The organism is Winogradskyella epiphytica (assembly GCF_003217215.1).
Taxonomy (GTDB): Bacteria; Bacteroidota; Bacteroidia; order Flavobacteriales; family Flavobacteriaceae; genus Winogradskyella; species Winogradskyella epiphytica.
On sequence record NZ_QJTD01000002.1, the window covers coordinates 478,974 to 503,094 of the forward strand.

24 protein-coding genes and 1 other RNA gene are annotated in these 24,121 nt (G+C 33.2%); 13 read left to right on the forward strand and 12 right to left on the reverse strand.

Features of this window, described 5'->3' with window-relative positions; genetic code table 11:
* Positions 1 to 58 precede the first annotated feature (58 nt).
* Positions 59 to 1,441: an alanine/glycine:cation symporter family protein gene (locus DFQ11_RS07365; protein WP_110475218.1), complete on the reverse strand. Its 1,383-nt coding sequence runs from the start codon at positions 1,439 to 1,441 to the stop codon at positions 59 to 61.
* 228 nt (positions 1,442 to 1,669) lie between these two features.
* Between DFQ11_RS07365 and DFQ11_RS07370 the strand changes: the two genes are divergently transcribed.
* From DFQ11_RS07370 to DFQ11_RS07390, 5 genes are all read left to right on the forward strand, one after another.
* Positions 1,670 to 2,767, forward strand: coding sequence for a heparan-alpha-glucosaminide N-acetyltransferase domain-containing protein (locus DFQ11_RS07370; RefSeq protein WP_110475219.1), 1,098 nt, complete (start codon positions 1,670 to 1,672; stop codon positions 2,765 to 2,767).
* A 76-nt stretch (positions 2,768 to 2,843) separates the two neighbouring features.
* On the forward strand, positions 2,844 to 3,419 hold the full coding sequence (locus DFQ11_RS07375; protein WP_110475220.1) for a Crp/Fnr family transcriptional regulator: 576 nt from the start codon (positions 2,844 to 2,846) through the stop codon (positions 3,417 to 3,419).
* Positions 3,420 to 3,596: 177 nt separating this feature from the next.
* Positions 3,597 to 4,970 carry a TolC family protein gene (locus DFQ11_RS07380; RefSeq protein ID WP_110475221.1) on the forward strand — a complete coding sequence of 458 codons (1,374 nt, stop codon included), beginning with the start codon at positions 3,597 to 3,599 and terminating at the stop codon, positions 4,968 to 4,970.
* Positions 4,971 to 4,989: 19 nt separating this feature from the next.
* The gene (locus DFQ11_RS07385) at positions 4,990 to 5,946 is read left to right on the forward strand and encodes an HlyD family secretion protein (protein ID WP_110475222.1); all 957 of its coding nucleotides are present in this window, start codon (positions 4,990 to 4,992) and stop codon (positions 5,944 to 5,946) included.
* Positions 5,946 to 7,112 carry an ABC transporter permease gene (locus DFQ11_RS07390; RefSeq protein WP_110475223.1) on the forward strand — a complete coding sequence of 389 codons (1,167 nt, stop codon included), beginning with the start codon at positions 5,946 to 5,948 and terminating at the stop codon, positions 7,110 to 7,112. Before DFQ11_RS07385 ends, DFQ11_RS07390 begins: the two co-directional genes overlap by 1 nt.
* Before the next feature lie 189 nt (positions 7,113 to 7,301).
* Here DFQ11_RS07390 and DFQ11_RS07395 read toward each other — a convergent pair whose 3' ends face one another.
* The 6 genes from DFQ11_RS07395 to DFQ11_RS07420 all read right to left on the reverse strand — a co-directional run bounded on the left by DFQ11_RS07395 (position 7,302) and on the right by DFQ11_RS07420 (position 12,663).
* Positions 7,302 to 7,850 (reverse strand): 1-acyl-sn-glycerol-3-phosphate acyltransferase, encoded by a 549-nt coding sequence (locus DFQ11_RS07395; protein WP_110475224.1) that lies wholly within the window; start codon positions 7,848 to 7,850, stop codon positions 7,302 to 7,304.
* 1 nt (position 7,851) lies between these two features.
* Entirely contained in the window at positions 7,852 to 8,934 is a 1,083-nt protein-coding gene (locus DFQ11_RS07400; RefSeq protein ID WP_229791256.1) for an iron-containing alcohol dehydrogenase family protein, read from the reverse strand.
* Positions 8,935 to 9,098: 164 nt separating this feature from the next.
* Complete coding sequence (locus tag DFQ11_RS07405) at positions 9,099 to 9,803, reverse strand: HAD family hydrolase (RefSeq protein WP_110475225.1); 705 nt, start codon at positions 9,801 to 9,803, stop codon at positions 9,099 to 9,101.
* A 41-nt stretch (positions 9,804 to 9,844) separates the two neighbouring features.
* On the reverse strand, positions 9,845 to 10,573 hold the full coding sequence (gene kdsB, locus DFQ11_RS07410; RefSeq protein ID WP_110475226.1) for a 3-deoxy-manno-octulosonate cytidylyltransferase: 729 nt from the start codon (positions 10,571 to 10,573) through the stop codon (positions 9,845 to 9,847).
* A gap of 49 nt (positions 10,574 to 10,622) precedes the next feature.
* Positions 10,623 to 11,183 (reverse strand): DUF4126 domain-containing protein, encoded by a 561-nt coding sequence (locus DFQ11_RS07415; protein ID WP_110475227.1) that lies wholly within the window; start codon positions 11,181 to 11,183, stop codon positions 10,623 to 10,625.
* Between the two features lie 43 nt (positions 11,184 to 11,226).
* A complete protein-coding gene (locus DFQ11_RS07420; RefSeq protein ID WP_110475228.1) occupies positions 11,227 to 12,663 on the reverse strand; it encodes an ATP-dependent DNA helicase in 1,437 nt (478 codons plus the stop codon).
* Between the two features lie 154 nt (positions 12,664 to 12,817).
* On the opposite strand from DFQ11_RS07420, the gene DFQ11_RS07425 reads away from it, so the two are divergent.
* From DFQ11_RS07425 to DFQ11_RS07440, 4 genes are all read left to right on the forward strand, one after another.
* The gene (locus DFQ11_RS07425; RefSeq protein ID WP_110475229.1) at positions 12,818 to 13,546 is read left to right on the forward strand and encodes a hypothetical protein; all 729 of its coding nucleotides are present in this window, start codon (positions 12,818 to 12,820) and stop codon (positions 13,544 to 13,546) included.
* Position 13,547: 1 nt separating this feature from the next.
* Positions 13,548 to 14,354 carry a DUF3822 family protein gene (locus tag DFQ11_RS07430; RefSeq protein WP_110475230.1) on the forward strand — a complete coding sequence of 269 codons (807 nt, stop codon included), beginning with the start codon at positions 13,548 to 13,550 and terminating at the stop codon, positions 14,352 to 14,354.
* Entirely contained in the window at positions 14,354 to 14,890 is a 537-nt protein-coding gene (gene rsmD / locus DFQ11_RS07435) for a 16S rRNA (guanine(966)-N(2))-methyltransferase RsmD (RefSeq protein WP_110475231.1), read from the forward strand. Before DFQ11_RS07430 ends, rsmD begins: the two co-directional genes overlap by 1 nt.
* A gap of 141 nt (positions 14,891 to 15,031) precedes the next feature.
* Positions 15,032 to 15,796, forward strand: a complete 765-nt coding sequence (locus DFQ11_RS07440) for a hypothetical protein (protein ID WP_110475232.1) — start codon at positions 15,032 to 15,034, stop codon at positions 15,794 to 15,796.
* Between the two features lie 57 nt (positions 15,797 to 15,853).
* Here the strand turns inward: DFQ11_RS07440 and rnpB are convergent.
* An RNA gene (rnpB, locus tag DFQ11_RS07445) (RNase P RNA component class A) lies at positions 15,854 to 16,161 on the reverse strand.
* A 146-nt stretch (positions 16,162 to 16,307) separates the two neighbouring features.
* Between rnpB and DFQ11_RS07450 the strand changes: the two genes are divergently transcribed.
* From DFQ11_RS07450 to miaE, 3 genes are read left to right on the forward strand one after another with little or no spacing between them, the layout of a single operon-like run.
* Positions 16,308 to 18,035, forward strand: a complete 1,728-nt coding sequence (locus tag DFQ11_RS07450; protein WP_110475535.1) for a DNA polymerase III subunit gamma/tau — start codon at positions 16,308 to 16,310, stop codon at positions 18,033 to 18,035.
* Between the two features lie 4 nt (positions 18,036 to 18,039).
* The gene (locus tag DFQ11_RS07455) at positions 18,040 to 18,624 is read left to right on the forward strand and encodes a hypothetical protein (protein WP_110475233.1); all 585 of its coding nucleotides are present in this window, start codon (positions 18,040 to 18,042) and stop codon (positions 18,622 to 18,624) included.
* Positions 18,625 to 18,626: 2 nt separating this feature from the next.
* Entirely contained in the window at positions 18,627 to 19,208 is a 582-nt protein-coding gene (miaE, locus tag DFQ11_RS07460; protein WP_110475234.1) for a tRNA-(ms[2]io[6]A)-hydroxylase, read from the forward strand.
* Positions 19,209 to 19,258: 50 nt separating this feature from the next.
* On the opposite strand, the gene DFQ11_RS07465 is transcribed toward miaE, so the two are convergent.
* The 4 genes from DFQ11_RS07465 to DFQ11_RS07480 form a co-directional block, all read right to left on the reverse strand.
* Positions 19,259 to 19,789, reverse strand: a complete 531-nt coding sequence (locus tag DFQ11_RS07465; RefSeq protein ID WP_110475235.1) for a porin family protein — start codon at positions 19,787 to 19,789, stop codon at positions 19,259 to 19,261.
* A 99-nt stretch (positions 19,790 to 19,888) separates the two neighbouring features.
* On the reverse strand, positions 19,889 to 20,794 hold the full coding sequence (locus DFQ11_RS07470; protein WP_110475236.1) for a Ppx/GppA phosphatase family protein: 906 nt from the start codon (positions 20,792 to 20,794) through the stop codon (positions 19,889 to 19,891).
* Between the two features lie 3 nt (positions 20,795 to 20,797).
* Positions 20,798 to 22,852, reverse strand: coding sequence for a polyphosphate kinase 1 (gene ppk1, locus DFQ11_RS07475; protein WP_110475237.1), 2,055 nt, complete (start codon positions 22,850 to 22,852; stop codon positions 20,798 to 20,800).
* On the reverse strand, positions 22,852 to 23,337 hold the full coding sequence (locus DFQ11_RS07480) for a SixA phosphatase family protein (RefSeq protein ID WP_110475238.1): 486 nt from the start codon (positions 23,335 to 23,337) through the stop codon (positions 22,852 to 22,854). Before DFQ11_RS07480 ends, ppk1 begins: the two co-directional genes overlap by 1 nt.
* A gap of 315 nt (positions 23,338 to 23,652) precedes the next feature.
* Between DFQ11_RS07480 and DFQ11_RS07485 the strand changes: the two genes are divergently transcribed.
* Entirely contained in the window at positions 23,653 to 24,096 is a 444-nt protein-coding gene (locus DFQ11_RS07485) for a hypothetical protein (protein ID WP_110475239.1), read from the forward strand.
* Positions 24,097 to 24,121 lie beyond the last annotated feature (25 nt).

The window sequence follows — 24,121 nt, forward strand, 5'->3', positions numbered from 1 at the left end:
ATTTAATAAAATATTTTTATCAAAATCCGCTTTAGTTGAGCAAAACCGACCTAAACTTCTATTCCTTTTCAGTTTTTAATCGCTTGGTATAACTTTTCAATTCCTTAATTACTTTTGGCGCTAAGATAATGGTAGCAAGCATTGTTGGAATAGCCATTAAAGCAAACACACCATCTATGAGATTGATCATCATACTTAAACTTGTTGTTGCTCCAATAAGAATACTTAAAATGTAGAAATAATTGTAGTAATGTTTTTTATCGGCTCCAAATAGAAAAGACATACATTTTGTACCATAATAGGAATATGAGAATAAGGAACTCATGCTAAATACCGCAATACAAATTAGTAATAAATACTTTCCGTAAGTAGGCATCACATCTGCAAAGGCTGAAGCTGTTAAACTTACACCATTATTAGAGGTAGTTTCCCAAACTCCAGTCACCAAAATGGCTAATGCCGTTAAAGTACAAACGATTAAAGTATCTATTGCAGGACCAAGCATAGCAACTAAACCTTCACGAATAGGTTCATCGGTTTTTGCCGCACCATGAGCCATTGGTGCTGTTCCAATACCAGCTTCGTTTGAAAATGCGCCACGTTTAATTCCATGTAGAATTAATGCGCCTAAAACACCACCTAAAAACGTATCGCCTTCAGGATAATAATTTGCCGCAAAAGCGTCGGTAAATATGAGTTTTAAATAATAGAACAAGACATCACTATGTGCGATCAAAATAATAATGACTAGCACAAAATAAAGAGCCACCATAGACGGTACTAATCGAGATGCCACATTTCCTATGCGTTTAATTCCGCCTAATATGACTAAGGATGTTATACCAACCAAGACGACTCCAATAACTAGGTTCGACTTAAGTCCTACTTCTACGCCATTTGGAATTAATAAAATATCGTTTAAAGCTTGTGTTAACTGATTTACATTAAACACAGGTAAAGCTCCAATCAAGCCACAAAGACTAAAAAAAACAGCTAGAGGTTTCCACGATTTACCCAGACCTTCCATTATAAAATACATTGGCCCACCTTGAATTTCGCCTGCACTATCCTTTCCTCTATACATTATTGCTAAGGTTGATGTAAAGAATTTGGTAGACATTCCCACTACAGCACTTATCCACATCCAAAACACAGCACCTGGCCCACCAATGGATATGGCTACAGCCACACCGGCAATATTTCCCATACCAACCGTTGCCGACAACGCCGTCGATAAAGCTTGAAAATGAGAAATTTCTCCAGGATCATCGGGATCATCATATTTTCCTCGTAGAACATTTAAGGCATGTCCTAAATAGCGAAACGGTAAAAAATGAGAACGAACTAATAAATATAAACCGCCACCAATTAATAGAATTAGTAAAGGTAATCCCCATGCTAAGGATGAAAAGTCTGAAAGTAATTGATCAAGGAATTCCATAGTTTATAAATGTAGTAAACCCATTAAAATTATCGCCTAATGTTTAAAAATATTTTATAATCGAATCATTATTCCTTTGAATATAAAGACCGATAAAAGTGACTTTACTTCTTTTTAAGGATTAATGCTTGAAAAGATTTACAAATTAAACTAACTCCATTCAAAAATCTAACTTAATATTTTATTACAACTCTAAAATAGTACATTTGCAGACCAACCAATTATAGCTTGAGCGCAAACCGTTTATATTTCATTGATGCTGTTAGAGCATTTGCCATTTTAATGATGCTTCAAGGGCATTTTATAGACACGCTACTCGACGTATCTTACAGGGATCAAGAGCATATCGCATTTAAAACTTGGGAATATTTTAGAGGGATTACAGCCCCAACATTTTTCACGATTTCTGGACTTATATTTTCGTACTTATTGATAAGAGCTAAAAAAAATGGTAACGTTAACCAACGAATGCGAAAAGGTTTAACTCGAGGACTAATGCTGATTGGTGTTGGATACTTGTTACGAATTCCTGTTTTTGAATGGTTAATGGGAAGATTCAGTTCTTATTTCTTAGTTGTAGACGTATTGCAATGTATCGGTTTATCACTCATTTTAATTGTGTTTTTTTACCGAATAACATTCAAAAAAACTTTAATATTCTCAATTCTAATGTTGATTTTAGGTTGGACTATTTTCCTTACAGAACCTTTATACAGATATTTAGAATTACCACAGGTTCCTAATTTGCTTTCTAACTATCTAACAAAAGCCAATGGTTCAATTTTCACCATTATTCCTTGGTTTGGCTATGTCGCATTTGGAGCCTTTATTTCAACCTTGTTTTATCGCTATGTGGAACGTCCTAAATTTAAAACAGCCATTGTTTTAGGCTTTCTTCTATTCGGTATGGCATTGATTTTTAAATCGTCTTGGTTATTTATGCAACTTCATCACTGGCTTAATATTGAATTATTTAAAGATGTTGCCTATTATAACTACTTATTTACAAGACTTGGTAACGTGTTGATTTTGTTTTCGTTATTTTATTTTGCAGAACAATACATTAAACAACCATTGATTCTTAAAATTGGACAAAAAACATTGTCTATTTACGTGATTCATTTTATTATCATCTACGGAAGTTTCACAGGTATTGGCTTACATCAACTTATCGGTAAAACATTAAATCCGTGGGAAGCTATCATTGGAGCCTTAATATTTTTATCTGTAGTATGTTTTATCTCGTTTTATTATGCAAAGACGAATGCCTTCGTGTACTCTATAACAGAAAAGTTTATAGATAAAGTTAAAAGATATACACATTAAGTGTCTTCAAAATTCAATTTTAACTTCTTGAATACTTTTTGTTAATTTTAGATACCTTTATAACTTAATCATACTTATGAATATTTCCGATTTCTTAATGTCTCTAGTGTCTTTTTCTAAAGATGAATTGAATGATATTCTTAATCATTTTGAAAAAGAATCGGTTTTAAAAAATGAAGTCCTAGTTCAACAAGGTGATATTTGCAATTATCTGTATTATGTAGAACAAGGAATGGGAAGAAGTTATTATCTCAACGAAAGTGGAAGGGAAATTACACAGTGGTTTTTTGGTGTTGGAAAATTTATGACGAGTGCTGATAGCTTTTTTCAAAAAAGTCCTAGTCTATATTATTTAGAAGTTCTTGAAGACTCTGTTTTATATCGAATATCGAAAAGCAATATTGACAAGCTATTTGAAAAATACCCTAAAATGGAAAAACTGGGAAGACTCGCTTCTATTGAAATGCTAACTCGAGTCGTCAATAAACTAAACGCCATTCAATTTCAAACAGCAAAGGAACGTTACGATTATATGCTAGCCGAATTTCCAGATATTGTTTACCAAGTTCCCTTAGGGCATATTGCCTCTTATTTAGGAATGAGCCAAGAAACATTAAGTAGAATTAGAAAGAATGAACCAAAAATCATGTAAAGCATTTAAATCCTTAATTTCTTCTTTAAAAATTCATTTTAAACAAACTTAACGCACACTTAATCAAAAACATAAAGTCTTAACAAACCTAAAATCTCTATGTTTTTTTGATATATGTCAAAAGGAAATTTTAAATAGAATACGATATTTGCAAAGTATTTAATAAACTGATATACAATGAACATACATAACGTTGGATTTAAAGTTTTAATGCTTGTGCTTATGGCTTCAGTTTCAACTGTAAGTACGGCTCAAGAATTAGATCCTGTTTTAAAAGGCTTAATTCAAAAAGGACTTGAAAAGAATCATGGCCTTAATAGCAATCGGTTAGAGTCGGAACAGGCTAAAGTAGATCAGCAATTAGCGAAATCTGTATTTCTACCTAAAATCACATTAAAAGGTAGTTACACGCGACTAAATGACGATATTACCTTTGATGACGACACCAAAACCTTATTATTAGAAACTCAAAAGCTTGTGATTAAAGAAGCTGTTGGCTTACCCTTTAATTCCCCTTTTCCAGATCATATTCCTTTAAAAGACGCACCAAATCTTCAAAATAAAGATATTTTAAAATCATCGGTAGAACTTGATTGGGTTTTGTTTAGTGGAATGCAAGCTTCTAATGCTTTAAAAGCGAGTAGACACAAAGAAACCTCGCTAAATTATGTTGGAATGGCAGAGCAAGATAAACTCGCTCTAAAAATTATTGAAGCCTACGATAAATTGGCCCTAGTTAACGCGTCTAAACAAGTATTAACTACCACAGAAAATTACTTAAAAGAACAAGAGTTTTATGTAAGGAAAGCGATTGAAAACGGTTTAGCTACACCTATTAGTAGAAAAAAAATTGAACTCGCACAACATCAACTAGAAGCTAAGCAATTAGAGTTTGAACAGAATAGTACGCTATTAATAGAAGTGCTTCATCAGTTGACAGGTGAAACCAGAGAAAACTTAAGGTTGCTTAACCCACAATTAGATCCATTTAATTGGTCACCTTCAACTTCTAATGAAACCCGAAATGAAATTAAAGCCTTAGAGGAAGCTGAAAAAGCAACTCAATATCAGGTGAAAATGGAAAAAAGTAATTTTATTCCGAAGGTGGCAGTAAAGGGACATTATGAGTTTATTGAAGATGATTTATCGCTTTTAGATCCAAAATGGTTTATTGGTGCAGGTGTACAATGGAATATTTTTGATGGGAATAACTCTATATTAAAAAGTAAAAAAGCACAACTTGAAAGTGAAAAGTATCGAGAGCAAATTGAAGAGGCAAAAGAAATGATTGCTTTAAGTATCACAAAAGCTGAGTTGAATTATCAATCGGCACAACAAAACAAGGAAATAGTTTTAAAAGAAATTGAAATTGCTAACGACACATACGATTTGGTAAACAAGCAATACAAAAATAATTTAGCATCTATTACTGATGTTCTCGATGCCTTAAACGATGTAGAAAAAGCAAATTTCAAATTACAAGAATCATTCTATAATGAGCGTCGAGCAGTATCAGAATTACTTCACGCTAAAGGAATATTGTCTTACTAATTCAACAAAAAACATTACAATGAACACATATACAAACTTAATATTAGGCTGTTTTGCTCTACTGGCTTTAAACTCTTGTCAAGACGATAAAATAACTACAAACAGAGGAAAAGTAAAATTTGAAACGATTTCTGTAAGTGGAAAAGTTCCAGGAAGAGTACAGAAAATATTCGTTAAAGAAGGGCAAACCGTAAAAAAAGGAGATACTCTTGCCGAATTAGATATTCCTGAAGTTACTGCAAAAATGATGCAAGCTGAAGGTGCAATTACTGCAGCAAAAGGTCAACTAAACATGGCGTACAATGGTGCAACTGCTGAACAATTAAGTCAGATTGAAGGGCAATTAAACGCAGGAAAAGCTCAGTTACAATTTGCGCAAGAATCTTATAACCGATTAAAGAACATGTATCAAGATTCATTGATTAGTCAACAACAATTTGATGAAGTTAAAATGAAACTTAATATGGCTCAAGCACAAGTTGACGGCTTAGAAGCGAAGCGTCTTGAGGTGAAAAAAGGTGCAAGATCTGAACAAATTGAGCAGGCGAAAGGTCAATTAGATAGAGCCCTTGGTGCAAAAGAGGAAGTCTTATCTGCTTCAAACGAACAGTATTTAATTGCTCCTGCCGATATGTCTATAGAAACAATTACTTTGGAAGAAGGCGAATTGCTAACGCCTGGTTTTACGTTGTTCAATGGTTATAAATCGGATAGTTTGTATTTTAGATTTACAATTCCTGAATCAAAGATTTATGACTTTGAAGTTGGTCAAGAACTAACCTTAGTTAACCCATACACCAAAGAGGAATCCTCTTCAAAAATCGTATCCATAAAACAATTAGCACAATATGCAAACATTACGAGTACAGCACCGTTATACAAGTTATCTGAATCTATTTATGAATTAAAAGTAGTTCCTACTTCAGACGTATCTGATCAGAAGTTTTATATCAACGCTACTATACTTATTAAATAATGAAGAATTTTATAAGCTTACTTAAGGTAGAATTTAAACGTATATTTTCGAATAGCGTTTTACTCGCCATCTTTTTTGGCGCTCCAATTGGCTATGGAATTCTCTTTGGATTTGTGTATCAACAAGGAAAAGTTGTAGATCTTCCGATTGTAATTATAGATGAAGATAGAAGTCCTACAACCGATCTAATCATCGATGCTTTTGAGGATAACGAAGGTCTAAAAGTTGTTGATGTAAGGTCAATGGATGTGAATATCATTCATGAAATGCCTCGAGAGCAGTACGTTGCGGTAATCACATTTCCTTCTGGATTTGAAAAGAATCTACTACAGAAAAAACATCCTGAAATACGTGTGGATTTGAATATGGCAAATATTCTAAATGCCAACACCGCTAGCAATAATATTAATACGGTTTTAATGACCTTGAATGCTGGGATGGAAATACAAGGATTGCAAAAACAAGGACTTCATCCTGCTCAAGCCGCTATGTCTTATGAAAGTTTTAAAATCAATTTTAATAAGCTCTACAATTCTGCAGGAAACTATGTCAACTTTATGCTACCAGGAATTCTCGCTGCCATTATGCAGCAGATTATATTTTTAGCTATGGCATTAGTGTTTTCAAGAGATTTTGAAGATGGCTATTTTAATACACTTGTTCAAAAGAGCAAATCCTCATTTTATCATATATTCTTAAAAGCTACACCGTTTTTATTAATGCTTCCGTTTATTTGGCTATTTATCTGTCTGATATTCGTTTACTTTAATATTACAGCAGATATCTTTAATTTCCCGATGTTAGTTTTAACTATTCTATTAACCTTAGCTTCAATGGGAATTGGTATGCTATTCTCTATTGCCATACCTAGCCAATTAAAAGCTACAGAATTATTAATGGTTATTTCTACGCCAGCATTTATTTTAAGTGGATTTACATGGCCAACTGAGGCAATCCCTTCATTCATTACTAATGTAGCGCAGTTTATTCCGGTGACACAGTTTTTAAGTGGATTTAGAAGAATTGCTTTCTATGGCGGAGACTTGGCCTCAATTCAAGGTGAAATAAATACTCTGGTTTTAATTATTCTTGTATCATTTGTAGCAATGGTTTTATTACTTCAATTGAAGATTAAGAAATCGGCTAAAAACTTAGTAACGGAGTAAAGCTCTTTGGTTAAATTGTTAAAAAGAAAAAAGCTATCAGATCATATCAGATAGCTTTTGGGGCAATGTTTCTTTTTAGGGACACGACAAAACGACGATGTTTACTTTATGTTTCACTGCATTATCACAAAGTCAAATTGTATGCCAAACAACTCAATAATATTTAATAAGTTATAAATAGGATTTTTATTAACTATTTTCTTTCACTTTTCCTTCAACGCCTTCAAAAAAGCCTTTCATAAACTTAAAATCGGCCTCAATGTCATCTGTAGGATAAAAAGGTTCTGACACCTTATTCTGTTTATTCTTGAAGTCCATGGTGAACATTATAATGGGCACATTAGCCGCTTTAGCGATATAGTAGAATCCTGTCTTCCACTCCTCCACTTTTTTACGTGTCCCTTCTGGTGCCAACATTAAACGAAACTCGTCGGCCTCTTCATATAATTTTGCAATAGCTTGAACTTTGTTCTGTCCTGAAGTTCTATCTAAGGCTTTACCTCCAACAGCTTTGAAGTAATAACCGAATGGCCATTTAAACAGTTCTTTCTTGGCTACAAAGTTGGTTTTTACGCCTACAATTTTACGCAGCATAATCCCTATATAAAAGTCATGCCAGCTCGTATGTGGAAAAGCAATAAGCACCGACTTTTTAATGGTATCCTTGGAAAAATTCGTATTCCCTACTATTTTCCAACCTAAGAGCTTGAAATATATAAATTTAGCTAACCAGCGCATATTACATCTTTTTGTAAAGCTCTAATAGCTTTTCACGAGTGATTATATTTTTCCAATTCTTACCAATGGCATTTTCCCAAAGTGGCTCTAAGCTTAATGCGACATCAATCATTTTATCAAATTCATCAGGTGCTAAATTAGCACAAATACCTTGTGGCAATTCAATATTATGCTTGGCTTTCATCTGTTTGAAAATCGCCACTCCTTCTGGATAATACTCCTCTAGGTGATCGAATACAATACAGTTTCCAATACCATGTTTAACTCCTAAAAGATAACCTAAGCCATAGCTCATAGCATGTGCCACTCCCACTTGAGAGTAAGCGATACTCATTCCACCATGCCAAGAAGCCATCATTAACTTGTCTTGCGCTTCTTCTTTAGTAAGGGTATCTTCTAAAAAGATTTCTTTACAAAGTTCGTAAGCCTTTTCACCATAGCTTTGACTAAACGCATTTAAATAAGTTCCTGTTAAAGATTCTACACAATGAATAAAGCAATCCATACCTGTATAAAACCATTGATCTTTAGGAACGTCTTTTGTTAATTCTGGATCTAATATAACCTGATCGAAAGGTGTATAATCACTGTTAATACCTAGTTTACGAACAGGGCCAGTAAGAATAGTAGTTCTAGAAACCTCAGCGCCAGTTCCGGATAGAGTCGGTATACCAACATGATAAATAGCAGGATTTTTCACTAAATCCCATCCTTGATAATCTTTAGATTCGCCTTTATTGGTTAACATTAGAGATACGGCTTTTGCGGTATCTAAAACAATTCCACCTCCAATACCAATAATTCCAGAAGGCAACTCACTATATTCTAATATAATATCTTCTACTAATTGATCTATTTGATCGGTTTTTGGCTCTTCTTTAGTTGGTATATAAATAATCTTATCCTTATAGGATAACGTAATTCTTGAAGTCAACCAATGATTGCCTTTAAAAACATCATCGACATAGAAAATAAATGGTGCATTTCGGCCCTTTCGCTTTGGACTTAGAATTTCATCGAGTTGATTGAAACTTCCACGTCCAAAAACAACTCGGGACACCATTGGATAATTCTTGTATATCATTTACTTAATATCTTTAACAAAAATAACAACTTAGTTTATAATTCTTGACGATTCAAATGAAATTATAGTTTCACCTTAAACCGTCTAAATTGATAAGCATTCATTGTAATTTGATTATCAAATTTAATTTAATCTTAGTCTATATATCGAGAACCCTCGAGCTTTCAACTGAACAAATTTAAAACCTCTGTTAGGTCACTCACCGTGTCGTAATTAGCACCGTTTGCCTCTTTCTTAGAAACTCTTTCATGTTGCCAGGTCGTATGAAATGGCACATGTACAGCTTTACACCCTAAATTCACTAATGGTAATACATCTGATTTTAATGAGTTTCCAATCATTAAAAAAGCTTCAGGTTCTATATCTAAGCGTTTTAAAACTTGTTTATAATTTTCTTCATGCTTTTCACTTAAAACCTCAATATGATGGAAATATTTCAGTAATCCTGACTTTTCTAATTTCCGTTCTTGATCTAATAAATCTCCCTTGGTCGCTACGATTAATTTATAATCTTTAGACAAGGTTTTAAGCACGTCTTCTACACCCTCTAACAATTCAATAGGTTTATTGATCATATCTTTACCTATCTCCAAAATTTGAGCTATGACTTTATTAGAAACAGTTCCATTGGAAATATCAACGGCTAACTCAATCATTGAAAGAATAAAACCTTTTACACCATAACCATAGGTCGCAAGATTTTTAATTTCAATTTTGAAAAGTTCTTGATCTATTTTATTAGGTGTTTCGTAATGCGATAATAAGAGTCCTACCTTTTCTTCTGCTTCTCTAAAATAGGTTTCATTAACCCATAGCGTATCATCGGCATCGAAGCCTATTACTTTTATATCTTGATATGATTTATTCAATTATTATTAATTTGTGATATACTGAAACATTTCAGCATATTCTATTTCCATAAACGTTTTGCTCTCTCTAAATCCTCTGGAGTATCAATTTCAACGCCCTGAACTTCAGTTTCAACCATTTTAATGCGTTTGCCATATTCTAAATATCTGATACATTCTATTTTCTCAGAAGCTTCAAGAAACTGCATTGGTAATATGGTAAAGTCTAACAATGCCTGTTTTCTAAAAGCATAAATTCCTTTATGTTTAAAATATCGAACTCCTACATTTTTATCTCTTGAGTAAGGAATTGGACTTCTTGAAAAATACAATGCAAAATTATTCTGATCCACAATGACCTTAACCGTATTAGGATTATTGATTTCTTCCAAGTCTTTAATTTCAACCATTAAAGAGGCCAAATCAATATTTTTATCGACATCATCATTAAAAACCTCTAACACTTTAGTTAAGCTTTCACGCTCTGTAAATGGCTCATCGCCTTGCACATTTACCACAATATCGCAATCTACATTAGCCACAGCTTCTGCAATTCTGTCACTGCCAGACTCGTGTTCTTTTATACTCATAATGGCTTTACCTCCATTAGAGACAATTTCGTCGTAGATAATTTCACTATCCGTTACCACGTAAACATCACTAAACAAATTAGTAGCTACCGTAGCTTCGTAAGTTCTTAGAATTACTGATTTTCCGGCTAAATTCTGCATAAGCTTGCCTGGAAAACGCGATGCACTATAGCGTGCTGGAATCATGGAAATAATTTTCATCTCTGTGATTTGTGTGAATTCAAAAATAAGATTTAAAAGATGATTTAGGTCAATTTCGCCTTAACTTTTTATAGACTTTAAATATCATGTAAAATATTAAGAAGACGAGTATAATAGCTAAAATTGGCAGAAAGATAGATACTATAGACATGACTACCGATGTTCCCGTTTCAATAGTAGACACCACAGCATTACCAAAGCCTGCTGTTGAAACTGTTGAGCCTAATCTTGTTGCACTTGTTGTGCTTTTCACAGCAGCTGCCGTTCCTCCTCCTGCGATGATGGCTAAAGCCCAAGTGATTACGGGACTTAAATCTGCAACCGTAGAAACCATGACGGCGGTTCCTGCTATTGTGGCCAACGGTATTGCTATGGTATCTAAAGCATTATCAACTAAAGGAATATAATAGGCTATAATTTCTACAACTGTGGCAATCCCTAAAGTAACAACTGCGGTGGTACTCCCTATCCAAAGCCAAGATTCATTGAGTTCCCACACATTAAAGTAAGCCGCTAAACTTAAAGCGAACAATGGTAAAAATACCCTAAAACCTACAGATGCGGAAAGTCCGATACCTAAAAAAATACTAAGAATAGTTTCTATCATCATTTCATTGTATTTGTCATGACACCTTTAAAGGTAAAGCATTGTCTTATAATTCATTTTCAACAAACATTTCATCTTTAAAGCCTATAAGGTAAAGTTTTTCTTTCGCTCTCGTTATGGCTGTGTATAACCATCTGATATAATCTCTATCCATTCCATTAGGCAAATAAGGTTGCTCAACAAATATAGTGTTCCACTGACCTCCTTGAGATTTATGACAAGTAATCGCGTAAGAAAATTTCACTTGTAAGGCATTAAAGAATTTATTGTTCTTAACTCCTAAAAAGCGTTTGTATTTGGTCTCGCCTTCATAATCCTTCGAAACTTCTTGATATAAACGATTGGACTCTTCATAGCTCAAAGAGGCACTTTCTACTTCAATGGTATCTAAAAGTAGAACAGTTTCAATAGGTTTCATATTGGGATAATCGACCATTCTTATTTTCACCTCAGCAAACCTAAATCCATACAGTTCTTTTATGCTAAAAATTTCTAATACTTCAATAATATCACCATTAGCTATAAACCCTGCTTCACTTGTAGCTTTTAGCCAGAAATAATTATTCTTAACCACCATTAAGTAATCACCTGCAGATAGTTCTGTCTCATTAAATAATATACGTTGTCTAATTTGCTGATTATACATATTAGCACGTTTATTACTTCGTACAATAATTGCCGTTTCTTCATAGCCGTCTGCACTATAGGCATCATTAATAGCATCCATTATTTCGTATCCGTCTATCAACCTAACAATATCTGCAAACCCTTTTACATTGAATTTAAAACTCTCGTAAAATTCCGATTCCAATACGGCACGCAGTTCTGTGGCGTTACTCAAAATTCCTGAGTCTTGTTCTTGCCGCACCACTTCATCTAATTCAATGCCAATAACATCTTTATTATAATTAAGACTTAATTTGTTTTCGTCTAAAGCCGGACTTAAATCAGACTTTACAGGTGGTAATTGCGCTTTATCTCCTATTAATAAGAGTTTACACTCATGACCCGAATAGACAAACTGCATTAAATCATCCAATAACGAATTAGATTCAAAAGACTTTGAGTCTGTAGGCGCGTCCGATATCATGGAAGCCTCATCTACAATAAAAATAGTATTTCTATGTTTATTAGGTTGCATTACAAAGTTGACGCCTCCACCCTTATCTTTTTTAGGAAAATAGATCTTTTTATGTATCGTAAAAGCTTCTTTCTTTGAATAATTGGAGATAACCTTAGCAGCTCTACCTGTTGGAGCCAATAAAACAGCACTTTTTTTAGCCTGCCATAAGTTTGTAACAATTGTGCCAATTATACTTGTTTTACCAGTTCCGGCATATCCTTTAAGAAGATAAATCGAATTTTTATTACCATCGAATATAAACTGAGATAATTGCATTAACACCATGTCCTGCTTGGAGGTTGGCGTATGTGGAAACTTGGATTTTAACAGCGAATAGAATGCAGAAGCATTAGTAATCATAAGGAATATTAATTAGGAGCAAGATAGCAATAATCTCTATTTTTATGCCCTAATTTCATGAAGTTCACTAAAAATAGTGTTTTTTATTTTAGATAGTTTTTGTGAACAAAAAAAAATTGTAGATTTGCGATAGACCTAATTAATAAATAAAAATATGTTAGACGTAATTATTGCTATTGTAGTTATTATACTATTGACCATAGGAATTGTATGGGTAATAGATAAATTTGTTCCTAAGAAGTTAAAGCCTGTTCTTAATATATTACTATGGGGATTAATTATTTTCTTAGGGTACATCACATATATGTCTGTATACAAAGAAATACAATTCAACAAACTTAAAGTAGACCGCTACAAAGTAGTAATTGATCGTCTTATAGATATTAGAGATTCACAGTTAGCTTATAAAGATGTTAATGGAGAGTACACTGATGATTTCGCAAAACTTATTGATTTTGTTGAAAATGGAAAAGTGCCAATTACTCAAAGACGTGATACATTAGTATTAGACGAAGAGCGTACACGTGCATTCGGTGGTGTTGAAACAATGAAAACACTTACTCTAATTGACACCTTAAGCTTCTATTCAGTTAAAGATTCTGTTTTTAAAGGAAGTGATCGTTATAAAAACATGATGAATGTTGGTGTAGGAAAAGAAGGTGCTAAATTTGTAATGAAAGCTGGAAAAATTGATAATATCCCAGTCTTTGAAGCAAGTGTAGATAAAGCTGTTATTTTAGATGGTGAAGAACCATACTTAATTGAAAAAGAAAACCAAGTAGTTTCTGTAGATGGTGTTAATGGCCCTACTTTAAAAGTAGGTTCTATGGACGAAGTCTTCACAAAAGGAAACTGGCCAAAGAGCTATACAAATAAAGAATAGTTTGAGAACAAACGATATTAAAGAACTGTCCATTCAAATTCATTTGAATGGGCTTTCTTTTTGTATACTAAATAGAACGCAAAACGAAATTGAGTTTCTGAAGTCTTACTATTTTAAACAGGACTTAACGCCTATTGAAGTTTTAGAAGAATTAAAATTAGAGTTAAGTAGTAATACGGCCTTCTCGGAAGATTTTAATGAGGTTACAGTAATACACCAAAATGAGTTATCTACTTTAGTTCCTGAAGCCTTATATAACGCTGAACACAAAGCCGATTACTTGAAATTTAATTCTAAAATTCTAAGAAATGACTTTATTACAGAAGATGCCATTCCTATTAATAAAAGTATAAACGTATATGTACCATACGTCAATATAAATAATTACATTTTCGATACGTTTGGAGCGTTTGTCTATAAGCATTCATCAAGCATACTAATCACTGCTTACCTAGAGCTTATAGAACACACAGAAGACACAAAAGTTTTTATTAATGTCAATAAAGATAGTCTAGAAGTCATAGTTGTTGCAGACAAAAAACTACAATTGTTTAATGTATTCGAATTTCACAGCAAGGAAGACTTCATATATTACGTCTTATTCGTATTTGAACAATTACAGTTGGATGTTGAAACGGTTCCTATTGAATTGGCTGGGAAAATCACTTTAGGTGATGAACTTTATATTATCTTATACAGATATATAAGACATGTTGATTTTATTGAAAAAGAATACAATTTCGCCTTTAATAGCAGCATAGATAACCGATACTTATATCAAGATTTTTTAATCCTAAACTCCTTTTAATGCGTATTATCTCCGGTTTGTACAAAGGCAGACGAATTACTGCTCCAAAAAAGTTACCTGTAAGACCAACTACAGATATGGCTAAGGAAGCTTTGTTTAATATTATAAATAATCAGTATTATTTTGAAGATATTTCGGTATTAGACTTATTCACGGGAACGGGAAACATCAGTTACGAATTTGCATCGAGAGGAACCGATCAAATTACCGCTGTAGATGCTAACTTTGGCTGTATTAAATTTGTGAACGAAACGGCTGAAGCTTTTGATATGTCTATCACCACTATAAAAAGTGATGTCTTTAAATTTTTGGAAAAATCAGCACAGAAATACACCATTATTTTTGCAGATCCTCCTTATAATTTTGATGAAAACGCGTTTTCTAAACTACCAGAATTAGTATTTCAAAATGCCCTATTAGAAGATGAAGGCGTACTAATTGTGGAACACTCAAAACACACCGATTTAAGCGAATTAGATCATTATTCTCATTCGAAAAATTACGGAGGAAATATGTTCAGTTTTTTCGAGTATTAACTGACTATCTGTATTGTAGTGCAATTCCTAATCAATTATAATCACTACCTTTATAGGCCTTAACAGATTTTATCTGTTTTCACTTCTACATTCGAATTCTACAGTTGTTTTTGGTTAAATACTAATTTAAACCAAACAATTATGAGAAATTTCAAAACCAGTATTTTAGTTTTAGTGATGTTGTTATTTGCTTTCAACACAGCAATAGCACAAGACGAACAGCCTAAAATGTTCGCTTTACACACAGATAATGTCAATTTTGACATGCTTAAAAAATACGAAGACCTTTCCAAGGAATTCAAAACTTACTGTGAAAAGTACAATATTCAAGGAATTGATTACGCCACCTACACCATTGAAGATGGACGTTATATTTATGTTTCTTCCATAGAAAAAATGGCTGATTTAGATAAAAGCACCTTAGGAGATTTAGATGATAACGTAGGAAAAGAAGCCTTTAAGAAATTAATAGATGAGATGAATACTTGCTATGATTCGCATAGTGACTCTGTAATTTATTACAGCCAAAATCTATCTTATATGCCTGAAGGTTATAGCACAGATGGTAAAAACGCTCGGGAATTTCATTTCCTTTATTATTCACCAAAAAATGCAAAAGCCATGAGAGAAAGCATCGAAGCCATTAAAAACTTATATAAAACCAAAGGGGTTAAGACCGGTTATAAAATTTATCACAGCGGTTTTGGAAATTTAGAAAGTTATTATATGGTTTCCATTGCAGGTACAGATGAGTTAGATTTAGCACAAATGAGTAAAGAGAATGATGAGATTTTAGGTGACGATAGAAATGAAGTGATTAGTAATCTTATTAATTTGACTACAAAATATGATCAAGTTAATGGACGATCTCGACCAGACTTAAGCTACTATTATAAGAAGGAATAAAACATTTATACTTTAGCAGATAATAACAAAGCTCTTTGCAAATGCAAAGAGCTTGTTTATTTAAGCAAATCTATAAGCCGAATTCTGTACTCCGAAGAGCCCTTATCATTTATCTGCGTTTACTATTACTAGCAAACTTTAGCTGTCTACCCTCCAACAATCGAGCGTGCAGCCCTCAAACGTTGGTATACATGACATTGCACCACATAGAGTTTACCTGGTTTCACTACAGCATAACCTGTACATACTTTCTGTTGCACTTTTCCTAGCCTTTCGACTGGTGGCTGTTAACCACTATGATTGCACTACGGTGTTCGGACTTTCCTACTCTAAATAAATTTAGAATCGATAAGGCGATCTACTTCGTGCAAAAGTACATAAATTGTTAATAACTCATCTTAAATTTAAACGATAAAAAATGGCAATTCATAGGTTATTGCTAAATTTGTAATTCATTTTTCAATTATAAGTTTAATAGCATCCTATGATGCTAAATCTAGTTCGGCAAAAGTTGGAACATTTCGTAGTATCGGCTCGTAAGTACAGACCACAAACCTTTAAGGATGTTGTAGGCCAGCAGGCTATTACCAATACGCTACTTAATGCTATTGAAAATAATCACTTGGCGCAAGCTCTATTATTCACAGGACCTCGTGGTGTAGGTAAAACAACTTGTGCGCGTATCCTTGCAAAAATGATTAACAGTGATGGCAATACTAAGGAAGATGAAGATTTTGCTTTTAATATTTTTGAACTTGATGCTGCTTCTAATAACTCAGTAGATGATATTAGAAATTTAACGGATCAGGTTAGAATTCCACCTCAAGTTGGAAAGTATAAGGTTTATATTATTGATGAGGTACATATGTTATCTTCATCTGCTTTTAATGCTTTTTTAAAGACATTAGAAGAACCACCTAAACACTGTATTTTCATTTTAGCAACAACTGAAAAACACAAAATCATTCCAACGATCTTATCACGTTGTCAGATTTTTGATTTTAAACGAATCACAGTTTCAGATGCTAAGGAGTACTTAAAATATATTGCACAAGAACAAGGAATCGATGCTGAGGATGATGCACTTCATATCATTGCTCAAAAAGCCGATGGTGCCATGCGTGATGCCTTGTCTATTTTTGATCGTGTTGTTAGTTTTTCAGGAAAAAATCTAACAAGACAAGCAGTTACAGAGAACCTAAACGTTCTTGATTACGAAACCTATTTTACAAGTACCGATTTAATCTTAGAGAATAAAATTCCTGACTTATTAATACAGTTCAACACTATTCTTTCAAAAGGATTTGATGGGCACCATTATATTGCCGGCCTGGCATCTCACTTTAGAGATTTGATGGTTTGTAAGAATCCTTCAACAATTCCTTTGCTAGAAGTTGGTGAAGAAACCAGTCAGAAATACATGGCTCAATCGCAGAAAACGTCTCATAGTTTTCTTATGGAAGGGATTCGACTTGCTAATGATTGTGATCTCAAATATAAAACGAGTAAAAATCAACGATTACTCGTTGAATTAACGCTTATGCAACTTGCCTCTATCACTTTCGATGGAGAAAAAAAAAAAGGTAGATATTTCATAATTCCACCATCTTATTTTAAATCAAGAGGTATTACTCCTATTCCGGTTGAAAAGCCGAAAACACAGCCTTCACAATCTGCTGAATCATCGAATAAACCTGAAGTAAAATTAGAAGCTAAAAAGACGGTTTCAAGAAGTGAAAAACCTGTAAGTATTCCAAAAATATCCATTAACAAACCCAAAACTTCAACCTCTGGTTTATCTCTAAAAAGCATCAGAGAGAAGAAAGAGCATCAATTAAGACAAATGGATGTTGTTATTGATGAAGACGACCTACCTACAGAGCCTGTAACGCAAGAAGCCTTAAATGAAGCTTGGAAAATTTATACAGATCAAATGGATAGGAAGGGTGAAAAAATTATGGCTTCTATACTTCAAATGGATCAGCCTAAATTAGAAGGCACCACTATTCATCTCACTTACTCTAATAATACCAATAAGATTGAATTAGAGCGCGCAGAATTCCCCTTAATGGCATTTCTTAAGAAAAAACTTCTTAATTATGATTTGCATTTGCATATTACCGTTAATGAGGAAGTAGCCAAGAAATACGCTTTTACTCCATTAGAAAAATACGAAAAACTAAAGGAGAAAAACCCGAATATTGAATTACTTCGACAAACCTTCGGATTAGATATTTAATCTTATGAAACCTATATTCGGAATATTAGTCATCTTAGTCATTTGTTTTACAAGTTGCGATAACAGAAAAACAGTCCAACAATCTCTAGCAGAAAGCATTGAAAAATTCAAAAAGAACGTTGATTTTGAAACCAATGTCTATATTCCTGAAACCTATCTTGAACGCGAGGTTGACACCTTAATGTCGAATGATTTTCGTGTAACGATTAAAACCTATTCTGACATGATGAATAGTGTTCGTTTTTCAAAAATTAAAGACACCATTAATCATCAAACACATTATCGAAATTTTAAATTTGATATCACCGTCACAAGAAATGAAGAGGAGCTATACAATCAGAGTTTTAATAAGCAATCCGTGAATGAAGCATTTCAATTCAAGGCTAACTTACCACATGATTCATCATTATATAATTTTGATACCTTAGCTGTTCTGAAGTCGATTCAGGTGAATCAGGAATCTTCTGAAAGTGATAGGGTTGGAATAGATATTATGTATGGCGTACCAGAAACTGACCGTTATGCATTATATAGGTTAAATATCGACGAAGACGGTCAATCGAATATTATTCAAGTTGAAGTAAAATAATTATGTTAGGACTTAAATTACCAACAGACCCAAGATGGGTTAATATAGTTGAAAAGAATATTGAAGAAATTTTAACTGATCATGCTTACTGCGAACAAAAAGCAGCAAGTACAGCAATTTCATTAATAGTAGGTTTCCCTGAATATACAGAGCTTGTTCAGGAAATGATTGAATTAGCGAACGAAGAGATGAGCCATTTTAAAATGGTACATGATAAAATTTTGGAAAAAGGATGGACACTTGGCAGAGATCGTAAAGACGATTACGTCATTGCATTGTTGAAATTCTTCCCTAAAGGAGGAAGCAGAACAACACAATTAGTACATAGGCTATTATACGCTGCCTTAATTGAAGCACGTAGTTGTGAACGTTTTCGCTTACTTTCAGAACAACTAGAAGATAAAAAATTAGCTAAGTTTTACCGAAAATTAATGATTAGCGAAGCTGGACATTATACGATGTTTTTGAATTTCGCCAGAAAATATGGTGATCGTCAAGAAGTTGATGAAAAGTGGAACGCACTTTTAGATTATGAAGCTGAGATTATGAAAAATCTCGGAAACAAAGAAACAATCCACGGATAAAAAAGGCCTCAATAAAAATTGAGGCTTTTTTTCTGTTGTTTCTCAGCTATTTAAATTTTAATTCCAAATCCAAATTGCATTACATGGTTTTTCGCTTCTAGGTCTCCCGCTTGATCGTCTAAAATATCTGATAAACCATAGGTATATCTTATATCAAAAAACAAATCATCTGTAATCATATATTCTAAGCCTGCTACACCAGCAAACGCAAACGTAGCAAAACCATCGTTATGTCCCCAAGTTTTCAATGCGGCTTGAGGACCTAATCCAAAAGTAAAGTTCTCGGACAAGGCATAACGTAAAAGAATCGGCAATTTAATATAATCAGCGCGAATAGATTCATCACGTCCTCCCTCTGCAGACCATTGCAACTCTGTCAATAGGTATAAACTTTCAGACAGCCCTATATCGGCAAATCCACCAAAAGCAAATCCGTTTCGATGTTGATTATCAAAGCCGGCATCAGGTTCAAAATCTAAGTTCGATACATTCAGTGCTCCTCTGACCCCATATTTAACATCTTGCGCTAAACTAAGTGTTGTAAATGAGACCAATAACAAAGCCAATACATAATTTTTCATAGTTCTTGATTTGAGATAACGAAGATATGGTAAATCTTAAAGTTCGCGTCAAAAAATAGATGTTTAGAGCGAAAAATTAGACGAATACAAAATTAAATCTTATACATTAACACTTGAAACAGTTTCGTAATACATACTTTTTATAATGCCATCCGATAATCCAATTTTTGGAACATAAATATCTTTTGCTCCACTCCATTTCATCGCAGATAAATAAACTCGTGTGGCAGGTATGATAACATCAGCCCTATCTTGATTAAGATTTAACTTTGTAATACGCTCCTCATAGGAATAATTTTGAAGCATTTTATAATAGTTAGTAAGGTAAAAATAGGTCAACGGTTTATTTATATTCTTTCCTGAAATTTTAAATATCTTATTAATATTCCCCCCAGAACCTAAAAGGGCTATTTTTTCGTAATATTTGGTGTTTTCTTTAATCCACGCCTCAACTTCCCGCCAAGTATCGTTACTAACAATATCATTTAGTAATCGGACGGTCCCAATTTTAAAAGATTTTGATTTGATTTTAGTTCCGTTATGAATAATTGAAAATTCTGTACTACCACCTCCTACATCAACATACAAATATGTTTTATTGGGGTTTATAAAGGAATGCAAATCGGTTGCAGCAATAATGGCAGCCTCTTCTTCACCATCTATAATTTCAATATTGATTCCGCTAGATTCTGCTACTTTTTCTGATAATTCAGCACTATTACGTGCCTCTCTCATTGCCGAGGTTGCACAAGCCTTATATCGCGTTACACCATGAGATTTTATAATAAGACTAAACGCCTTCATAGTGTCTATCATACGTTCTTGGTTATAATCTGATATTTCACCTTTCAAAAACACATCAGCCCCTAACCTAATGGGCACACGAACCAATGAGTTTTTTTTAAATATAACAGACTGTCCTTCTTCTTCGATGATGTTCGATATTAATAATCTCACAGCATTCGACCCAATATCTATAGCGGCATATTTTTGAATTTTCAACATAAATTAACTTTCTAATTTGTTCAAGTAATACTTATAGGTATCAAATTGAGCCCTAACCTTAGGTTTATCATTTCTACGATACGTATTATCTTGTACTTCATTGATTATACGCGCTTTCACATTATCGTTCCAGCAAATATCAAATAAATCTTGTAATTCAGTTTTAATCTCCTCATCGTAGATAGGGCAACTCACTTCAACTCTATGTTCAATATTTCGCGTCATCCAATCTGCAGAAGATATATAAATTTTCGGATTACCTTGATTTCCAAAAATATACAATCGGGTATGCTCTAAAAACTTATCTATAATACTAATGATTTCTATATTTTCACTCATCCCTTCAACACCAGGAACTAAACTACAAAGCCCTCTTACAATCATTTTGATTTTCACACCTGCTCGGCTCGCCTCATAAAGTTTATCAATCATCTTATAGCTGCTGATACTATTCATTTTTAGTTTGATATAAGCCGGTTTTCCTTGCTTAGCATTTTCAATTTCAGCATCTATAAGTGCGAATAGTTTTGATTTCGTGTAATGCGGGGAGGTTATGATATGTTTATACCTATTTACTTTATAATTGACTTCAAAAAAGTCGAACACCTTATTAATATCCTTCAGGATTTTTGCATTTGCTGTCATTAAGGTGAAATCGGTATATATTTTAGCCGTAGATTCATTAAAGTTTCCGGTACTAATGAAACCATAACGTACAAGCTTATTTTTCTCTTCACGTTCAATGACACAGATTTTACTATGTACTTTTAACCCATCAACACCAAAGAGCATATTAACACCTTCGTCCTGCATCTCCTCTGCATAATTAATATTTGCAGCCTCATCAAACCTTGCTCTTAACTCAATACAAACCGTCACCTTTTTGCCATTCTTTGCCGCATTAATCAGTGAACTAGCTACATGCGAAATTTGAGCCAATCTATATATGGTAATTTTAATCGTTTTGACTTGAGGGTCTAAAGCAGCTTCCCTTAGAAATTTAACGATATATGAAAAGGTATGATATGGCGTATAGACTAAATAGTCTTTTTTTGCTATGGTTTTAAATATACTTTCTTCTAAACTAAGTCCTTTAACCGGTAGAGGATCGATTTTTTTATAAAGTAAATCTGTTCTCCCTAAACTAGGGAAGCTCATATAGTCTCGTCGATTATGATAGCGTCCTCCAGGTATGATACTTTCCTTCTCTTCTATAGACATTCGTTTTAGTAGGAAATTCAAGGTAGAATTATCAATATTCATATCATATACAAATCGAACGGGAGCTCCACTCTGTCTATCCTTAACACTCTCTGACAATTTTTCAATAAAACTCTTACTCAAATCACTGTCAAAATCAAGTTCACCATCTCTAGTAATCTTAATCATATGTGCACTAATCTTGTCATAATGAAATATATTGAATATATCATTTAAACAATACCTCAGGATATCGTCTATCATAATAATATAGTGCTTATCATCTTTACTTGGTAGCACGACGAAGCGATCCATTGTAGAGGTAATTTCAATAAGTGCGACTTGGTCTTTAGATTTTGAATTAGACATTCTTACTGCTAAGTAAGCGGAGATATCCATAAGTTCCGGTAAGGCAACATCTTCATTTAACATGATTACAACCAACGCCGGACTAACTTCTTGATAGAAATAGTTTTTAATGAACTCATGCTGATCTTCATCTATTTCCGTTTCGTCAATAATAAAAATATTTTCTCTTTCTAATTCTTTATCAATCTCTTCAAGAATCTCTAAACTCAAGCTCTGTTGTTCTATAACAATTTGAGTGATTTCTTCTAAAAGATCACCAGCTTTAATACCACCTAGCTCACTCTTACCGCCCTTCCCTGCTTCATAAATTCGCTTGACAGTAGCATATCTGACTTTAAAAAACTCATCTAAGTTATTTGAGAAAATCCCTAAAAACCTCAACCGCTCAATAAGAGGAACATTCTTGTCCGAGGCCTCCTGTAGAACACGTTCATTAAACTTTAACCAGCTTAATTCTCTATTTATATAAATATTTTTGTTTTTTGCCATTATTTTAACTCCTTCGGTATAATTATAAATTCAGTAGTTCCTTGCTTTGAGTCTTTCCAATTCTGAATATCTATATTAATTTTTACCAATCCACTTGTAGGAAGATTTTCAATTAATCGATCACCAAATATATTAGAAATAGATGTGAAAGCATGATTGTGACCAAAAATCATTACCTCATGATAATCGTCTGGTAATTTTTTTAAGAAATTTATGACACTCTCACCATGAAAATCATATAAATCTTCGTCTACAACCACATGTTTATCAGAAGTTTGAATCGTTTTTAAGACATTTTTGCAGGTATTCAATGCTCTTTTTGCTGGACTAAAGAAAATTCTTTCAGGTAAATTAACTTTTCTTATAAGTTGTTTTGCGACCAGCTCAGAATCTCTTAAACCCCTTGATTTTAAAGGTCTTTCACGATCTTCAACATCATGCTTCCTCGAGGATTTTCCATGTCTCATTAGTACTATTGTTCTCATACACTATCGTTTAAATACACTTTTTATCGATTAAATGTTGCAAATATCCGTTTTAACGAGTATTTTAGCTCTTCGACACAAAAGTTTGTGTAAGAATTTTGGTTGAGTTTAATTTGAAGTATAAATTTAATGTAAATACCCCAAATTATAAATTTAAATAAATCCATTTTTGGTGCAATACCACCAATTTCCCTCCCTCAAAATATTTTGATTATGTCGTTAAGTAAGCTGTACTTAACATCCGGTTAATATATTAAATTACTGAAATAATATGACATCGCGAAGCGAGCTTTAATTTATTAAACACTTTTAAGTATGAAAACAATTATTACAATCATCATTGTAGGGTTCAGTTTAGTTTCCACCTATGGACAAGACTTGAATCTCTCTATAATTAAAGAAACTGATCAACCAGATTCTATGACCGAGCACTTCTATGTAATAGGAGTCACAAACAGCAGTAAAAAGAACTCATCGTTTTCAATAACTGCTAATAACAAGCTTTGCGCTAAAGAAAACTCACCTCAAATTGACTTTTCCCATGACGTGCTATCTAAGAATAAAAGCATTCAACCTAAACCATTAAATATCAAACCTGGTGAGACTATTGAAGTTTACGTAAAATTATCAAGAGCAAATAACACACAACTCAATACTTGGAATTGTACTGAAATTATAGCGACCTCCAATGATAATAAAGTACTGAGCAATGCCTTAACTATTGTTTCATTTATACCAGATCCAAAAGATTTTAATTAATCCTACTTAATAGTAACTAAGCTTA

Excerpts from the sequence above, each read along its gene's own strand:
- DFQ11_RS07365 (WP_110475218.1), bottom strand. The coding sequence starts at position 1,441 with ATGGAATTCCTTGATCAATTACTTTCAGACTTTTCATCCTTAGCATGG.
- DFQ11_RS07375 (WP_110475220.1), top strand. The coding sequence starts at position 2,844 with ATGAATATTTCCGATTTCTTAATGTCTCTAGTGTCTTTTTCTAAAGAT.
- DFQ11_RS07380 (WP_110475221.1), top strand. The coding sequence starts at position 3,597 with ATGAACATACATAACGTTGGATTTAAAGTTTTAATGCTTGTGCTTATG.
- DFQ11_RS07385 (WP_110475222.1), top strand. The coding sequence starts at position 4,990 with ATGAACACATATACAAACTTAATATTAGGCTGTTTTGCTCTACTGGCT.
- DFQ11_RS07390 (WP_110475223.1), top strand. The coding sequence starts at position 5,946 with ATGAAGAATTTTATAAGCTTACTTAAGGTAGAATTTAAACGTATATTT.
- DFQ11_RS07395 (WP_110475224.1), bottom strand. The coding sequence starts at position 7,850 with ATGCGCTGGTTAGCTAAATTTATATATTTCAAGCTCTTAGGTTGGAAA.
- DFQ11_RS07400 (WP_229791256.1), bottom strand. The coding sequence starts at position 8,934 with ATGATATACAAGAATTATCCAATGGTGTCCCGAGTTGTTTTTGGACGT.
- kdsB (WP_110475226.1), bottom strand. The coding sequence starts at position 10,573 with ATGAAAATTATTTCCATGATTCCAGCACGCTATAGTGCATCGCGTTTT.
- DFQ11_RS07415 (WP_110475227.1), bottom strand. The coding sequence starts at position 11,183 with ATGATGATAGAAACTATTCTTAGTATTTTTTTAGGTATCGGACTTTCC.
- DFQ11_RS07420 (WP_110475228.1), bottom strand. The coding sequence starts at position 12,663 with ATGATTACTAATGCTTCTGCATTCTATTCGCTGTTAAAATCCAAGTTT.
- DFQ11_RS07425 (WP_110475229.1), top strand. The coding sequence starts at position 12,818 with ATGTTAGACGTAATTATTGCTATTGTAGTTATTATACTATTGACCATA.
- rsmD (WP_110475231.1), top strand. The coding sequence starts at position 14,354 with ATGCGTATTATCTCCGGTTTGTACAAAGGCAGACGAATTACTGCTCCA.
- DFQ11_RS07440 (WP_110475232.1), top strand. The coding sequence starts at position 15,032 with ATGAGAAATTTCAAAACCAGTATTTTAGTTTTAGTGATGTTGTTATTT.
- DFQ11_RS07455 (WP_110475233.1), top strand. The coding sequence starts at position 18,040 with ATGAAACCTATATTCGGAATATTAGTCATCTTAGTCATTTGTTTTACA.
- miaE (WP_110475234.1), top strand. The coding sequence starts at position 18,627 with ATGTTAGGACTTAAATTACCAACAGACCCAAGATGGGTTAATATAGTT.
- DFQ11_RS07465 (WP_110475235.1), bottom strand. The coding sequence starts at position 19,789 with ATGAAAAATTATGTATTGGCTTTGTTATTGGTCTCATTTACAACACTT.
- DFQ11_RS07470 (WP_110475236.1), bottom strand. The coding sequence starts at position 20,794 with ATGTTGAAAATTCAAAAATATGCCGCTATAGATATTGGGTCGAATGCT.
- ppk1 (WP_110475237.1), bottom strand. The coding sequence starts at position 22,852 with ATGGCAAAAAACAAAAATATTTATATAAATAGAGAATTAAGCTGGTTA.
- DFQ11_RS07480 (WP_110475238.1), bottom strand. The coding sequence starts at position 23,337 with ATGAGAACAATAGTACTAATGAGACATGGAAAATCCTCGAGGAAGCAT.
- DFQ11_RS07485 (WP_110475239.1), top strand. The coding sequence starts at position 23,653 with ATGAAAACAATTATTACAATCATCATTGTAGGGTTCAGTTTAGTTTCC.